This window comes from Lysinibacillus sp. NPDC056220 (assembly GCF_049315265.1).
Classification (GTDB): domain Bacteria; phylum Bacillota; class Bacilli; order Bacillales_A; family Planococcaceae; genus Lysinibacillus; species Lysinibacillus pinottii.
Window position 1 is genome coordinate 14,566 of record NZ_JBMOXD010000009.1, and the last position, 16,464, is coordinate 31,029.

Genomic DNA, 16,464 nt, shown 5'->3' on the forward strand with positions numbered 1-16,464 from the left:
CCTCAATTTGCAACATAGAAGCAACATAAAAAAGGCTTGTGTCTAGTAAATTAACACAAGCCTTTTATTATTATAGATAGATTTGACTACCTGCCTTTTTAAACTCCACTGACTTCTCCCTCATACCTTCATGGATGGCCTCAGTTGTATTTAAATCCTTTTCTTTAGCATAATTACGAATATCCTGTGAAATTCTCATGCTACAAAATTTAGGACCGCACATTGAGCAAAAATGTGCAGTTTTGGCCCCCTCTGCTGGCAATGTTTCATCGTGATATTCTACTGCACGTTCTGGATCAAGAGAAAGGTTAAATTGGTCGCGCCAGCGGAACTCAAAGCGCGCTTTTGACAGTGCATCATCGCGTTGTTGTGCACCTGGGTGCCCTTTTGCCAAATCTGCAGCATGTGCAGCAATCTTATAAGTAATAACCCCTACTCGAACATCCTCCCGATTAGGTAATCCTAGATGTTCCTTCGGTGTCACATAACAGAGCATAGCTGTACCAAACCAACCAATCATTGCCGCTCCAATAGCAGATGTAATATGGTCATAACCTGGAGCAATATCTGTTGTCAATGGGCCTAATGTGTAGAAGGGCGCTTCCTTACAAACCTCTAATTGCTTGTCCATATTTTCTTTAATCAAATGCATTGGAACGTGACCTGGCCCCTCCACCATTACTTGAACATCATGCTTCCATGCTATTTGGGTTAACTCACCTAATGTTTCAAGCTCCGCAAATTGCGCTTCATCGTTTGCATCCGCGATTGACCCTGGGCGTAAGCCATCTCCTAATGAGAAGGCTACATCATAAGTTTTCATAATTTCACATATTTCCTCAAAATGAGTATAGAGGAAGTTTTCTTGATGATGGTATAAACACCATTGCGCCATAATGGAGCCTCCCCGAGACACAATGCCCGTTACCCGGTTTGCTGTAAGAGGAACATAACGTAAAAGAACACCCGCATGAATAGTGAAATAATCTACCCCTTGCTCTGCTTGTTCAATAAGCGTATCACGGTATACCTCCCACGTTAAATCTTCAGCTACACCATTTACCTTTTCTAATGCCTGATAGATTGGTACTGTTCCAACAGGTACTGCGGCATTTCGAATAATCCATTCTCTCGTTGTATGAATATGCTTGCCAGTTGATAGATCCATAATATTATCTGCACCCCAGCGTGTAGCCCATGTCATCTTTTCGACTTCCTCTGCAATCGAAGATGATACGGCTGAATTTCCAATGTTCGCATTAATTTTCACATGGAAGTTACGACCGATAATCATCGGCTCTGCCTCCGGATGATTAATATTGGAGGGCATAATAGCTCGACCTGCTGCAATCTCTGAACGCACGAAATCAGGGTCCATATTTTCTCGTATCGCTACAAACTCCATCTCAGGTGTAATAATTCCCTTTCTAGCATAATGCAACTGTGTTACATTTTTCCCTCTTTTTGCACGTAAAGGCATTCTCATCAATTCAGGAAAGACATTTTCTTGGATACGTGGATCATCTGCGCGACGGAAGCCATTATCCTCAGGTTTAATGGTACGCCCTTCATATTCCTCCACATCTCCTCGCTCTTGTATCCAAGTACTTCGTAAAGCCGGTAAGCCCTTTGTAATATCCACATGAAATGCAGGATCAGTATACGGGCCACTCGTATCATACACCCGAATAGGGGCATTTTCTTCATCTCCAAAGCTACCCGTCGTCGGACTTAATGTAATTTCACGCATTGGTACTAAAATATCTGGACGTGATCCTTCCACATAAACCTTTTTACTTCCTTCAAAGTTAGACATAATCATAATGTTCTTTTCACTAATCGCTGACATGAGCTACTTCTCTCCCTTAAATGTATTTTAAGTAAGGACCGAATCTAGCTCACCCCAAAAGGAAAATAAATAAAGGCCGAATCCAACATAATGATTGGATCCGGCCATGAATGTAAAGGGTCTATTGATTGCACGTAATAGGCAATAGCTTCTTAACTTTCCCACGCTGGTATGAGCCAGATCAGGTCCAAAGGGTCAAGAAACCTCTATGCGTTTCCCTCTCAGCCTGACTCATCAGACTCCCCTAGTTAATACTATTCAGTTTGATGCTAGTGTAGCAGATATTGCTAAGAGATGGAAGCTATCATTTAAATATTTTTGCCATTCTATTAAGTAAACAATACATCAGCGATATAAATCACAATCGTGACCGTTATACAACTCACAATGGTAGAAAATAAAACGGTTTGTGCAGCTGTTGCCGACTCTATATCATATTCTAATGCTAGACTTGAACTGTTGCGGGATGTGGGAAAAGCACTCGCTATAAATAATGATTGTGCTACGACCCCATTTAATCCCAGTGCAAAGATAATGACTAAAGCAACAGCTGGTCCGATAATTAATCGAGTCAAGCAGCTGACGAAGACTGTTTTATTAAACATAGTTTTAATTTCCAGCTGAGACAATTGCGCGCCCAGCGTGATTAATGCAACGGCAATAAAACCATCCGCTACATGGTCTATTGGTATTTTAATAAACGGAGGAATGCCAATATCAAAATAATTCATTGCCACACCAATTATTAAAGCGTGAATAATTGGCATTTTTATAAAATCTTTTAGAATCGTCATGCCTGATTTAGTAGACGAAATTAAATTATATAAACCATACGTATACGTAGTCATGTTTTGAAAGATAACGAGTATAACCTGGATGGCTACACCAATAGGTTGAGAGGCAAAAATCATTTGAGCTACTGGAATACCATAGTTTCCAGAGTTAATGAGTACTACACTATTTTTAAAAACAGCCGCCTCCGTATTAGCTAGTCCAAGCCCTTTCGCTAAAAAGTGACTGAGTAGCATTTGACTACCAATAAAAAGTACAATAAACAACCCGACTTCCCCTAGCACAGACAGCTTTATACTCGTTTCATATAAATTTATAAACACAGCCGCTGGCATAAAGCAATATGTAATTAGCTGTGATAATGCTTTTAAGTTAAAGCGAAATTTCTTTTGTAGAATGGCCCCTAGTACAAGTAATACTAAAATAGGTGCAACAATTTGAAAAAAAATCATTCCAAGATACACCATATTGATGTCCCCCCTCCCTTTTAATAGTAGTGTCGATATTGCACTAGGTCAATGCCACTTACTTTCATAATTAAAACCGTTGATTTACACTATGGGCGGGGTCGCGCTTCGTTCTAATGGTTGCAAAAATTCAAAAGCTCAAATCAATGAACTCGAGCAATGTCCAGAATATAAGAATCATCAAAACTTATTTAACGTCATTTAGGATTGGTATGCCAAAATGCAGAACAATTGAACTTGTCTTAAAGGAGACTTGAAGATACTGTCAGCTTGGACGTGGTAAGCTTTTTATGCTTGAGCTGTACATGATCGAGCAACAAAGGTCCATTTGAAATAAGTAAAAAATGAAAAGGGAATCGAGCATCAACTTCTCGATTCCTTTTATCAACAGTCTGAGACTACTTAAAGGTTCTAAGCAGTTTTTTCTTTACGCAAGTTTAAATCGATTAACAACCTCTTGCAGTTCATTAGAGATATCATTCATGTTTTGCATAGACTCTGCCACTTTTTGCAATTCTGCTTGTTGATCCATTGCAGAGGCACTTACTTGCTCAGCAGAGGCAGCTGTTTCCTCTGATATAGCCGAAATACTTTGGATAGACATAATTGCTTGATTTTTATGCTCTAACATAGTAGATAACTGAGTCATTAGCTCACTAATAGAAGTTGCAATTGCACGTGACAAATCACTATTATCTTTAAAAGCCAATTGCGTGCTTTGTACGGACTCATTTTGCGATTGCATTAATTCTGCATTCGAGGCAATGACAGCAACTGTTTGCTGAGAATTTTCTAAAATGCTTTCTACCGTGCTTTTAATAACTTCTGTTTCATTTTTTGATTGCTCCGCCAACTTTCTTACTTCTTCCGCCACGATCGCAAAACCTTTTCCATGCTCACCAGCACGCGCAGCCTCAATACTTGCATTTAAAGCTAATAGATTAGTTTGCTCCGTAATACTTTGAATAGAGGCAATAATTTGATTAATATTAGCAATATTAGAAGCTAGTAATTCCATTTGCTGTTGAATACGGCCATTCATCTCATTTGTCCCTATATTATGTTCATGTAAACTTTGAACCTCTTGCATGCCTTTTTCTGTTGTTACATTTGTTTTGAGCGATAACTCGTCCATTTCATTCGAAAGCGCAGTAATGGCATCTATTTGATCCGATAAATCCATCATGCGGTAATTCGTTTCTTCAGTATCCTCTGATTGCTTCGATGCTCCCTGTGCAATTTCATTTATGGCTACTGATACCTCTTGACTTGAAGACACGATTTCATTAAATGCCTCATGTACCTGGTTAGAAGACTGATTCAATAGAGTTGTAGAGTTTAACACGGCTTTAATAGCACTATTGGTTTTATCCAACATATTATTATAGGCCAATGCAACCGCACCAATTTCATCCTGTTTAATATATTTCTCCTCTACTTTTTGTGTTAAATCGCCTTCCGCTGCTGTTTCAATGGATGAGCGTAAAAACTTGAGCGGCTTTAGTTGTTTGTAAATGAATAGTACACTTGCAGCAGTCATCAAAGCTACCATTATAATGGATGCAATAATTGTATAGACGAATACATGGTTATACGTCTCTAAAATTTTTGATTCAGCTAATACAATTTGAACGGTCCAAGTTTCGTCAATGTCCTCTAAAATCATGGGAGCAAATACATTATAGGCTTTATCCTTCAGTTCATTAGAATCTATGTACATACTTGTTAGTTCGCCATTTTCCATTGTCTTACGTATGCTTGTCCAAGCGGGGTCGTCCTGCATATTTTGCCCATCTAGCTCTTTACCAAAACTGTTAGCTGTCAATACACCGTTATTTGTAATAATGGCTGCATAGCCGCCTTCTGGTGCAACTGACTTTGTCAACTCATTTAAATAATCTATGGACACATCTGCTGTTAATACACCGAAAAACTTCCCGGAAGCATTAACTAATGGTACAGAAATTGTTGTCATTAGTACCGTTTGTCCGTTTACACTATAATCATAGGGCTCCGTTAAAACTGTCCGTCCCTCTTCTTTTGGCACCCAGTACCATTGAGAAACATTTTTATCATCTAAACCCTCAATAAGAGTGGTCGTTATTTCATTATCATTTTTGCTCAAGTATGGTCCAAAACGTTTTTGGGAATCTACCAATGTAGCCTCATTTGGGTTTACAATAAGGGAATTCTCCTCAAAGATAGCCCCTACCCCTAATAAATCATCATTACTAGCTAAATTATTTTCCATTATGTCTAAAATGCCTTTGGTAGATAGCGTCTTATTTTTCTCCATACTTTCAACGATTCGTTTCGTTGTTTGTAAAGTTGTATTGGCTTTTTTAAAGCGCTCGCTCATAATAGCCGCTGATGATTCAGCCGTTTGCAATGTTCCATACTCTGCATCTTCGACACTTTGCTTTTTTATAATAATCCCTGTTGTCACTGTATAGGATAAAAATAAAACTAGAAACAATCCTATGATTAGGGAAGATAGTTTCAATGCAATTCCTCTTGATTTCTTCATCACAAACACCCCCACTTTTATAAATAATCATAATAGATGAAAGGTCGTATCTCAATAAAATATTTAGCGAATAAAGTAGAAATTTACATAATTATAGATAAAAATACAGGCATATTAAGAGATTTGTTTATTATAATTAAAAGTACTTATGGCTCATTTGAGTTGAAATGATTAGTAAAACATACACTTAAAATATTAAATTATAGTAAATTATGGTATATTATCTAGTAGATAAAATGATTGGAGTGACTTGCATGACAAATAAAGCGCTATCAACATTAATAGCCACGGCGATTACAGCGACACTAGTATTACCTGTGTCAACTGCACAAGCCTCTTTTTCCCTAAATCAATCGAATTTATATGAAACACAGGTTCAGGTTGCAGCAACAAAAAAAATGGTAGGCAATGCCGTAACGATTAAAAACATCACAAACGATACGGTTATTACATCAAATGGTACATTTAGAATCCACAAAGATTTAAAGCCCCTTTTTGATCATTCAAATAAAACAGCATTAACGAATGCATTAGCCACCATTGTCGTAAAAAACAAGCAAATTATAGACGTGACATCCTTAACATTAAACAAAGCTGGTACGAGCAAAAAATCAGTATACTTTGATGGTGGTCACACTCATATTTCTGGTGACTTCACTGTGAACGCAGATTATGTAAATATACAAGACGTTACGGTTGATGGTCAGTTAATTATTACAAACAGAGTAAAAAAAGCTATAACACTTGATGACGTTTCCGTTAGCGATACGATTACATTAAAACCACTTATCATAAAGAAGAATGACTGGCTGTATGTTACGCTAAGGGATATGAAATCATCTACTATTAATTTGGCACGCACGAAGGTAAATATATCTTCTGACCAAGCACTTTCTAAAATCGATATAATTGGTAAAGTTCCCACTTTTGAGTTGAAGGCAAATGTGGAAAAACTGACGATCAATGTGGAGGAAAATTTCAACCTTTTCGGCGAAGGGAAAATTGAACAAATCATTGTTAAAGACGGCACAAAAGTAGCATTAAATTCAGGACATCAGGTGGGTAAAGTACAAGTAGACAATAAAAAGATCTCTGTTATCCTACCAGCTATTGATAAAAAAGAACTAACTACGCTACTAGCATCCCCCCCTTACGTGCAGGTTTCTATAAATGGATACGATATTTTAACAACTGACAAATGGACAACACAGGTTGATCGGAATATTTTTGACTCTGCCGTGACAAGTGCCAGAGCGATAGCAAACAATAATAGCGCCTCACAAGAACAAGTAAAGAATGCTATTTCACAATACAGAAATGCGTTAGCAGTCTACCAAAATGCCCAAAAGAGTGGCTCAAAATATGGCTATGGGTACAACTATGGCGATAAAGCTACTCTTCAATCTTTAATTAATTCAATTCAATATGTAACGGTTTCTTGGGGCTCAGATGTTTACCATAATAATCCCTGGACAACGCAAGCTGAGAGGAACGCTATAGATTCCGCTGTTTCAGCTGCTCAAGCAGTTGTTAATAATTATTACGCCACTCAAGCAGATATTGCCAGTGCTATCAATAACTTAAACAATGCCATTTGGACCTATAAGAATGCTTATAAGTATAATAATAATTATTATGGTAATAAATACAACTTACAAACGCTCGTTAATCAAGCAAAAAGTATATATGTGACTGTTTCAGAGGATGGGGCTGATTTATCTTCAAATACCAATTGGACAACATATATGGAATGGTACATTTTCGATTCGGCAGTATCATACGCTGAAACGTTTTTATCTAATAATTATTTCTCTGACTACGAAGTCACATATGTCATTAATTATTTAAACAATGCTATTTCAACCTATAAAGGCCAGTATAAAAAAGGGAAAGATTAATTCATCATGAACGGGGATTTTCACTATAGGCGGGGGCTTGTCCTCCGTTCTAATCAATTTCTACATAGAGGGATAAACGTTGATGGCGATGCATTAAATCAATGCATAACATTTGACCAATAGCTATAAATTTTATCGTTTATTATCTATTAGTTGAAAATCCCTATTCAAGTAAAGCCCATCTAAACAGGAAATGTTCCAGAATGATAAAGGCCATTGAGTGTTGACTTCAATGGCTTTGATCTTCTATCTACTCCGCAAACTGCAAGAGTCCTTTTTCATAATGCTAATGCTATATCTTTAAACATTCATGTGTGTTAGTGTTTTGGTCTTCTTCCATCTTTTATACCAATTCTCAATTTCCTCACTTGGTTCCACAGCAAAATGCTCCTGAAGTGCTTTTTTTAACAGCAAGTATTGTTCCTCGACAGCCGCTACATTATTCAGTAAATCGTAAAGCTTCATCAAGGTGAAATAGTTTTCCTCTTCACCCGCAAACAGAGCTTGAACTGTTTCCTGTACCTTAATAGCAGCCGAGTAGTTTTCAATTTTTATATAAAATTCACTTAGCTGATGGGCATGGTGTAACCATAGTCGCCTTAAACGCTCTCTTTCGCTTTCTGCCCATAGATAATCACAATCTTCTAAGTAGTCGCCTGTATACATTTGGAATACTTGTTCATGCTCTTCTACGTTTGCCTGTTCTAGTGTAGGTAAAGACTTCAAGCTAGCCAACCATTGTTCTACATCAACAATGGTTTGCTCCAACAGGAGTTTATAACCTGAATTGAGCAATGGACTTGAAATCTGCACCCCATCCAGCCCGTAGTTTTTTAATGTTTGGCGTATTGTATAAACGGCAGTATAAAGTTGTTTCGATGCTTTATCTCTATCAGACTCTGGCCAAAATAACTCTAAAATAGTATCACGATAAATGATTTCATCACGGTGATTGAGTAAGTAGGCAAATAACTCTTTCGCTTTAGATGTTCGCCATTTTAGAATTTGTGTATGGCCGTCTGGTGAAATAACCTGGAGACCACCAAATAGACTTATAATTGTAGAGTTCACCACCCTTTTTTTATGTTTATTATTGATCTGTTCAAGACGGTCTAATGTCTTTTCTAAACGTGTAATTTGTATGGGCTTTAATAAATAATCGACAGCATGTAAATTAAAGGCATCTAGCGCATATTGATCGAACCCAGTTGTAAAAACAATTTCTACATCTGGCAATAATTCCTGAATTTTTTCTCCCAATGCTAAGCCGTCCATATCCGGCATGACTATATCTAAAAATACAACACTTGGTTGTAGGTTCTGTATCTCTTCAATCACTTTTAGAGAATCGGTGTATTCTCCAACTATCTCTATTCCAGGAACATGACTTTCTTCAAGCAAGGTTTTCAATCTTTTTAATGATAAATATTCATCATCTACTAGCACAATTCTCATTATTACTCCTCCTTAAAAACTACCCCTTTACTTATTATCGTTTATTTTTTTAAAAAATTGAGAGATTGCATTACTTTTGAAGGATAAATAAACCAATTTATAGACATCTACTGTTATAGAATGAAAAAGAACGTATCTCCTAAAAAATTACTGTACTTTAACTATAGTGCTTCTATTTTTTTGTTCCAAAAAATTGAAACAGACTGCTCTAATCGTTCATTTTGGAACTATCTCCATCAGATTATCCAGCAGGAATTTGCTCACCAAAAAGTCAATTCTTTGTTAATACCGCTTTAAATAGGTACTGAAGTTCTAAACCCTCACTAAAAAAACATAACCAATCTACCTATTCGACCAAAAAATGCATAAAAAGATCCTAGGCTATGATAAAATTGATATAACACCATTTATTGGATAGATTTCCGTTTACAAAAATATAATTAGGAGGCATCTCATGTATGAAAAATAAAAAAAAGTTAGCCCTGCTATCGTTAGTGGCGGTCCCTTCGCTCCTTTATAGTTCACCAGCACCAGCATCTGCTGCTAATGTGAGCGGACAACCGAGCATGGCATACATATACAGTACTTCTTACTATAATTCTAACGTGTCAAATGTTGTGCAATTGATTAACAATATTAACTACACAACCTCTACCTTCCAAGCAAATTTGGAGGCAGCACTTAAAGCCTACAATGCTCTAACAGAACTGGAAAAACAGTATGTAACAAACTACTCAACATTATCAGCACATCAACAGACAAGAATTTCTTACCGTAAGCTGGCGGCACAAATTGAGGAAAAGTTATATTCAGTAGAATCTACAGCTGTTAATTACTATCAAAATGTCATGGAAACAAGAGATTGGTATAATACCTTAAATGCAGCCCAAAAAACTTTTGTAAGTGCAGCCGCGCAAAAGATATTAACATCGTATATTGCGCCTAATACATCCGTTGATAAAGTAGTAAATAAAATTCAACTAATTAATTCATCTCGTCCAACTTTCCATAAAGATGTAGCCGATGCTCGAGCAGAGCTATATGCCTTACGTAGGTTTTCATATGTTTCTTTACCTACTGGCGTTGAGCAGCTTCTGCTTGACGCTGAACAGCTTGTATTGAAGGATAAGGCTGCTGCTAAGGCAGTAGAAAGTGCAATTACAGCTCTATCACCAAAAACATCTACTCCTCAAGATGTACAAGAAGTAAAAACAGCTTTTGAAGCTCTAACACCTGTACAGCAGCAACTCGTGCCAAATGTTTGGACCTTAGTTGATTTTGTCCAAGGGAAATATACACTCCCTTCAAAAGGTAACGTCCCTAAAATACCTGTACTATCCGATACGGTAGCTATACCAGGTAAGACAACGGCTATGACGAAAAGCAAGAATATTTATAAAACCAAAATAAATGTTTCTGACTCAGAGATTGATACGGAGCGCTTTATTTTAACAACAAAGGATAAAATAACAATTATCATTCCTCCACTTTATACATTAGTTAATGAAGATGAAGGTGTCATCGACATTCAAGTAACAAAAAGGGGAGATCGCATTACGCTTCAGGCTACACTAAATAAAAAGCAAGTTACATTCGATGCGAACATGGAGATTATTATTGAAGGTTTATCAGCAAACTCGTCAATCAACCACTTAAATGACTTTGGCAAGCAAGTACCAGCTAACTATATCGTTAGTGGAAACCGTCATATTATCCAAACAATGACACCTGGGACATTCCAAATTATTAGAAATTAAACATTTAAAAGCACTAAAGATACCCATTCCAAAGGTTTCTTTAGTGCTTTCTTAAAGCAACCCATTAACCTGTTGTCCATTTACGAGGCACCATTTATTTAATTTGCTGTATACTCCGTTAATACTTCTAAGGATACATCTATCGCCTCCTAAGTATTATTCTTATCATCTATTTTCTGTTGAATAATTTCTGGCGCACGCATTCCTAAATATTCATACATTGCTTCTTAGAAGCGACCCACAGGTGTTACACCAAATGCTAGGACGTCGCCAGTATAATACATCACAACTACTCACTTAGGATTAATGGGTATTTCAACGTCCCCTTTAATAGTGGATACAACCTTTGTTTGTGATTTAGATGCTGTAGAATGGTCCCCTTGTAAATACTATAAATAATATATTCTCAATAAAATCTTAAAATGTAACATAAAGAAGCACCTTCACTAGGAAAGATGCTTCTATAGTACGTTATTGAGACTATTAAATTAAATTATCGCTCACCTTTTTCTACTATCTTTTATTCGTTAGCCAGTTTGTCAATTCCTCAACCTGAGCCAAGACTGCTGTTGGGTCATAGTACCATGAACGTTCCTCAGGCCAAACATAAAGATGATTATTTTTTACAGCTGGCAGGCTGCCCCATATTGGATCTTTCTTAAAATCTTCAACAGTTCTATCATTTGAAGTCAAAATAATGTAGTCTCCTGCATAATCTGCCAGTACCTCTTCGGAAATCTCAGCCCACTGCTTTTGAATAATTTCTTCAGCTACATTGGCAGGTGGCTTTCGACCAAATGACTGATAAACTGGTTGTCCTCCACGACCAAAGTTATCACCATAAACATAAATAGATTTACCTGCATCTTCCATAATAGAAAAGCTTGCATCTTCTGGGATAATAGCATCTACCTGTGATTTAGCATCAGCAATCTTCTGATCATATTGGGAGAGCCAATCCTTTGCTTCTCGCTCTTTTCCAAGTAACTCACCGAAAAATGTAAGCTCCTCATGTGCATTTTTTAATTCCCCGTATGGGATAACTACAGTTGGAGCAATTTTACTTAAAGCATCATAATTTTCTCCATTACCAGTTATAATCAAATCAGGCTTAAGTCCTAAAATCCTCTCACTCGATGGTTTCCCATATACACCGATATCCTCTACACTTTTCAATGCTTCCTTTAAATAATAGTTTTCAAGAGCTAGGCCAGGAGCTCCCACTGGTTTGACGTCCAATACAAGTAAACTTGCAATATATTCTTCTGCTACAATACGCTGAGGATTAGTCGGAATAACAATCTCACCATTTGTCGTCTGAACCGTTTTTGTCTCCGCTTCTTTAGTATCTTGCTCCGTAGCTGGACTATCGGTCTTTTCCTTTTCTCCACAAGCCGTTAACAGAAGAAGTAATAGAAGAAACAGTGGCGTTATGAATTTTCTATTTTGTTTAAGCATTTTTTCCCTCCATATACATCAATTGATAATCATTCTCAATAATTGTAGAAGAATGCAAATTATCTGTCTATGCATGAAAGTGATGTATTGCCTTGTAATTTTATGATGTCAGTACTTCCATAAGTTTTTGCAATTGAGCTGTGGTAGATAAAGGATCATATCCATAAAATAATTCATACTGATTAATAAAATAGACCTGCTTCTTTTGCACAGCCACAAGTGACTGCCATTTTTCTGAGTGTAATGCTGTTAAAAGCCACTCTTTTCCGAAATCTTTTGTAGGAAGAGCCGTTACAAATATATAATCAGCTGGAAAATGAACGATTTCTTCAATATTAACTGTTAAATATCCTGTTTTTTCTATATTGTGTGTGACAATCTCATCTGGTCGACTAAACCCTAAATCTTCGTATAAGATATGACTCCCCCTTCCATGACTACTATTTATACAATAAGCTGCTTGACTACCTATTTCCCAAACAATAGCAGTCCCCCTTGCCCCAAGCTGTTGATCAAGAAGTTGATTGCACTGAGCTACCTGGGCATCATACTGCTGAAGCCAATTATTATACACCTCTCGTCTATCTACTAAATTGGCAATAAGCTCAAATTGCTCTCGCCAACTTAACTGTCTACATGGCAGCTCGAATACGGGGGCTAAAGACAGTAAAGTTTGTTTTTCTTTGCCGCTGCTGTAGTTAATAATGACATCTGGACGTGCTACTGCTATCTCTTGATAATTTGAAGTAATATCATACTCATAGCCCTTCAATTTCTGTGAGGAAGGAACAGACTTGATATCCTCTAAAAATGGGGAATACACTCCCAACACTGGCGTAATACCTAAGGCCAGTAAGCAGGCAGTATGATTGGCATTCAGTACAATAAGACGTTTTGATTTTTGATAATAAACTGTAGGCGATACACCGACAATTTCTTTAAATTTCCGGCTTAAATAGGTCCCCTCTCTGTAGCCTACTACTTGGGCTAGATCATCTAATTTTGGCATCCCTAGTAATAGTTTTTTCTGAGATTCCCTTATTCTTAATAATGTTAAATATTCGCTATACGTATATCCAGTGTACCTATGAAACGTACGAGAAAAATGTTCGGGACTTACCTGCGCTTTTTCAGCCATTTGCTCTCTTGTTAAGTCTTCATTGAAATTTAAATTCATATAATCAAGTACCCTATCAATCCACAAACCTTCTTGTTGTTTGTGAATACATAAATGGTTGTATAGTTCTTCTAACATTTCACTAAATAGTTTTTGTAAACGAAACGGATTACTTTCGACTGTAATCTTCGCTTCTCTTTCTATCTCTTTGACTAAATTCATGAGACGATATGAGCAATGTTCCATTAAAGTGGTGTCTTGTAATAAATTAATTATATTCGGGCCATATGCACGGTATATAATGACAACCCCTGTACATTCATTTGCTTTAAGTAGTTGAAAATCGTCTACATCATCCACAAACATAATAGAATTTGAGCTAAGCTGAAGCTGTCGACCTTGTAGCGTATAGATGGCATGACCCTCGTAAACTACGATGATTAATGGGTATGCCAAACGCCCTCTTTTATCGCATAATAGTTCTTCTAATTTCACAATTTGAATAGGTTGATAAAAAAATTGGCACAGTACCTCATTATCTTTGTACATTCTAGTTCTATCTCCTAAACTCCAAATTGATATTGATTATCATTTTCATTATAATGGAATAGAATATTAGAAATCAATTATATTGGAGGATTATAGCTTTGATAGATTTTTCAAAAAAGAATTCCTTATTTACAGGTATTCTCATTTTTTCGATTCTCTTAACTGCATGTGGAAATCAATCAGTTCCATCAGCAGATAAGGCTAACGTTGATCACTCAAATCGTGTATTAACAGATTCATTAGGTAATGAAGTAACAGTCTCCGAAAGTCCCCAGCGTATCATTGCACCCTACCTAGAAGATCACCTCGTTGCTTTAGGCATTAAGCCAGTAGCACAATGGTCAGTAAAAGGTGGGGCTTCTATTCAAGACTACCTTCAGGAATCATTAAAGGACGTTCCAACAATTGGGTTTGACCTTCCCTTCGAAGCAGTTACAAGCTTTAATCCAGATTTAATTGTCATCGGTTCATCAAAAATCGCAGAAGGGAGAAAATACGAGCAATATAGAAAAATTGCGCCTACATATGTAATGGGAGCAGAAGATAATAATTGGCGTAACAAGCTTCTGAAAGTGGGAGAAATTTTTAATCAAGTAGATAAAGCAAAGGAAGTCCTTACAGATTATGATCAATTTGCTAAAGAGGCAAAGGAGGATATTCACAATAAAGTGGGGAACCCTTCCGCCACTGTCATCTGGAATATTAACAATACAATTTATATGGTAAGCGATACAGCCTCGAGTGGTATTGTTCTATATGAGGATCTTGGGCTAAAAACTCCTAGCCTAGTGAAAGAAATATCCGCCTCTGCTGCTGGTGATTGGTCACAAGTATCTTTAGAAAAATTCGTACAAATAGATGCAGACTATCTCTTTGTTATTAACAATAATCGTGCAGGCAGTTCTACATTACTAAACGATCCTCTCCTAGCAAATATACCTGCCATAAAAAATGGCCACGTTTATGAATTTGACCAAAGCTCAAGCTGGTTATATTCCGGGGCCATTGCCAATCGCCAAATCATTGAAAATGTCTTAGATAGTATCGCTAAGTAAAAACCTTCAGTGGCATTGAACTGCACTTCAATCGTTAGGCACACTTTAACAATTGAGGGTGTAGTATTTCTATAGGGAAAAATGTTTTTTAAGAGCAGATACGCCAATCAAAAATGGGTGACAGATATTAAAGAGTTTAATTATTTGGTGAGAAATTTTGTTTATCACCAGTTTATTTAATAGAAATTACATATTCAATATGCTTCTCCTCCAACCTATTCTCTTGTATTAGAAATGTTGGAGATAGCTTTAAACACTCGCCTTCTGAAGACCATTGACTTTTATGCATTTAAAAATCCCGTAAAATTTTAAGTCACACTAATATTTCGTCGTGGTAGGTGAAGCGGAACGCTAATAAAAAATGTTAAATAATAACTAAAATTACAATTTTAATTAACAAAGAAAAATGTTAAAATAATATGAATAACAGTTAGGGGATGAGTAAAATGATGGACAATAAATATAAATTATTAGGACTTTTATGTATTATAATTCCTATATTATCTGCCATATACATTCTGTTAAATAGCAATATTTTAATACCAAAAGGTTATAATCTTGCAATTGATGGATATGTAATATCCAGAAATTTAATGGTTATTTTTTTACTATATTTACTTTCAAAATTAGGGTACTTTCTCTCCACAAAATTAAAACAAGACTAACTATATTAGCTAGTCTTGTTTTTTAATTAATTTTTACTTAGCAGTTATTAATTTAAACTCTCCATGTTGTGGAACCTTAACAGTATAGCTATTACTTTTTAGCACTTTACCAGTTACTAAATCATAATACTCTCTAGTACCCGTTTCCACTTTATAATATACTCTATATCCCATATAAACGGTTTTATTAGGGTCAGCATTCAATGTATACCCTATTGAGCTAGTAATAGATTTTGATGTTGATATCCCTAGTCCATCTATTGCTCCAGATACATCTGTTCCGAAAGTGACACTTTTGGTTGCTGTAATAGAACCGCCTCCTTTGCCTGTCGTTATATTATCAGAAGCTCTTTTGTAGTCCGACCATTCATTGTATGTTTTAACATTTACCTTTCGATATCGAAAATCATTAACAAAATAAGGTGTAACCTCTTCTGAATCAACTTCTACATTCTCTTCTGAATTAATTACCTCTTCTGAATCAACTACTACTTCTTCTGAGTTAACTACCTCTTCTAAATCAACTACTTCTTCTGCTGTTGCTGTTTTCGAATCCATTGTAAAAACAGCAGTAACTACAGATAATAAAATTAAAAATGGTAATATTATCCTTTTAAACATAAAATCATCCCCTTTGTAAATTATTGGTACATTTTTATATTACCATATTTTTCCCAAATAAAGAAGTGCACTTTTGTTTCTTATCCAAGAAGCCTATGCCGTATACAAATTTACGTTATAACACATGAAAAAAGCAGTAACGATTAAGGTTCACCTCTTGTCATGACTGCCTTTTCACTAAAGCAAGTTATTGTATTTACAAATTTTTTTACATTGTCGGTTAGCTATTGAACTTTGAAAAATTATGTTTAAAT

The 16,464-nt window shown here is 36.2% G+C and carries 10 protein-coding genes and 1 riboswitch; of the genes, 3 read left to right on the forward strand and 7 right to left on the reverse strand.

From position 1 onward, the window contains the following. Window positions 1–70: 70 nt before the first annotated feature. From thiC to ACOZBY_RS19515, 3 genes are all read right to left on the reverse strand, one after another. Window positions 71–1,849, reverse strand: a complete 1,779-nt coding sequence (thiC, locus tag ACOZBY_RS19505; protein WP_012292485.1) for a phosphomethylpyrimidine synthase ThiC — start codon at window positions 1,847–1,849, stop codon at window positions 71–73. Window positions 1,850–1,990: 141 nt separating this feature from the next. After that, a riboswitch (TPP riboswitch) is annotated at window positions 1,991–2,105 on the reverse strand. Between the two features lie 73 nt (window positions 2,106–2,178). Next, entirely contained in the window at window positions 2,179–3,108 is a 930-nt protein-coding gene (locus ACOZBY_RS19510; protein WP_422762610.1) for an AEC family transporter, read from the reverse strand. A gap of 427 nt (window positions 3,109–3,535) precedes the next feature. Further along, a complete protein-coding gene (locus ACOZBY_RS19515) occupies window positions 3,536–5,635 on the reverse strand; it encodes a methyl-accepting chemotaxis protein (RefSeq protein ID WP_422762611.1) in 2,100 nt (699 codons plus the stop codon). A 254-nt stretch (window positions 5,636–5,889) separates the two neighbouring features. On the opposite strand from ACOZBY_RS19515, the gene ACOZBY_RS19520 reads away from it, so the two are divergent. Further along, the gene (locus ACOZBY_RS19520; protein WP_422762612.1) at window positions 5,890–7,533 is read left to right on the forward strand and encodes an S-layer protein; all 1,644 of its coding nucleotides are present in this window, start codon (window positions 5,890–5,892) and stop codon (window positions 7,531–7,533) included. Between the two features lie 300 nt (window positions 7,534–7,833). Here ACOZBY_RS19520 and ACOZBY_RS19525 read toward each other — a convergent pair whose 3' ends face one another. Then, window positions 7,834–8,988, reverse strand: coding sequence for a response regulator (locus ACOZBY_RS19525; protein ID WP_031418123.1), 1,155 nt, complete (start codon window positions 8,986–8,988; stop codon window positions 7,834–7,836). 458 nt (window positions 8,989–9,446) lie between these two features. Here ACOZBY_RS19525 and ACOZBY_RS19530 point away from each other — a divergent pair, with 458 nt between their 5' ends. Further along, window positions 9,447–10,745: a hypothetical protein gene (locus ACOZBY_RS19530; RefSeq protein WP_036166572.1), complete on the forward strand. Its 1,299-nt coding sequence runs from the start codon at window positions 9,447–9,449 to the stop codon at window positions 10,743–10,745. 513 nt (window positions 10,746–11,258) lie between these two features. On the opposite strand, the gene ACOZBY_RS19535 is transcribed toward ACOZBY_RS19530, so the two are convergent. Further along, window positions 11,259–12,203, reverse strand: a complete 945-nt coding sequence (locus ACOZBY_RS19535) for an ABC transporter substrate-binding protein (protein ID WP_099806264.1) — start codon at window positions 12,201–12,203, stop codon at window positions 11,259–11,261. 100 nt (window positions 12,204–12,303) lie between these two features. Continuing rightward, window positions 12,304–13,869: an ABC transporter substrate-binding protein gene (locus ACOZBY_RS19540; RefSeq protein WP_012292477.1), complete on the reverse strand. Its 1,566-nt coding sequence runs from the start codon at window positions 13,867–13,869 to the stop codon at window positions 12,304–12,306. Window positions 13,870–13,967: 98 nt separating this feature from the next. Here ACOZBY_RS19540 and ACOZBY_RS19545 point away from each other — a divergent pair, with 98 nt between their 5' ends. Further along, complete coding sequence (locus ACOZBY_RS19545; protein WP_031418119.1) at window positions 13,968–14,924, forward strand: ABC transporter substrate-binding protein; 957 nt, start codon at window positions 13,968–13,970, stop codon at window positions 14,922–14,924. 698 nt (window positions 14,925–15,622) lie between these two features. Here ACOZBY_RS19545 and ACOZBY_RS19550 read toward each other — a convergent pair. Beyond that, on the reverse strand, window positions 15,623–16,210 hold the full coding sequence (locus ACOZBY_RS19550; RefSeq protein WP_012292475.1) for a hypothetical protein: 588 nt from the start codon (window positions 16,208–16,210) through the stop codon (window positions 15,623–15,625). Window positions 16,211–16,464 lie beyond the last annotated feature (254 nt).

Excerpts from the sequence above, each read along its gene's own strand:
- thiC (WP_012292485.1), bottom strand. The coding sequence starts at position 1,849 with ATGTCAGCGATTAGTGAAAAGAACATTATGATTATGTCTAACTTTGAA.
- ACOZBY_RS19510 (WP_422762610.1), bottom strand. The coding sequence starts at position 3,108 with ATGGTGTATCTTGGAATGATTTTTTTTCAAATTGTTGCACCTATTTTA.
- ACOZBY_RS19515 (WP_422762611.1), bottom strand. The coding sequence starts at position 5,635 with ATGAAGAAATCAAGAGGAATTGCATTGAAACTATCTTCCCTAATCATA.
- ACOZBY_RS19520 (WP_422762612.1), top strand. The coding sequence starts at position 5,890 with ATGACAAATAAAGCGCTATCAACATTAATAGCCACGGCGATTACAGCG.
- ACOZBY_RS19525 (WP_031418123.1), bottom strand. The coding sequence starts at position 8,988 with ATGAGAATTGTGCTAGTAGATGATGAATATTTATCATTAAAAAGATTG.
- ACOZBY_RS19530 (WP_036166572.1), top strand. The coding sequence starts at position 9,447 with ATGAAAAATAAAAAAAAGTTAGCCCTGCTATCGTTAGTGGCGGTCCCT.
- ACOZBY_RS19535 (WP_099806264.1), bottom strand. The coding sequence starts at position 12,203 with ATGCTTAAACAAAATAGAAAATTCATAACGCCACTGTTTCTTCTATTA.
- ACOZBY_RS19540 (WP_012292477.1), bottom strand. The coding sequence starts at position 13,869 with ATGTACAAAGATAATGAGGTACTGTGCCAATTTTTTTATCAACCTATT.
- ACOZBY_RS19550 (WP_012292475.1), bottom strand. The coding sequence starts at position 16,210 with ATGTTTAAAAGGATAATATTACCATTTTTAATTTTATTATCTGTAGTT.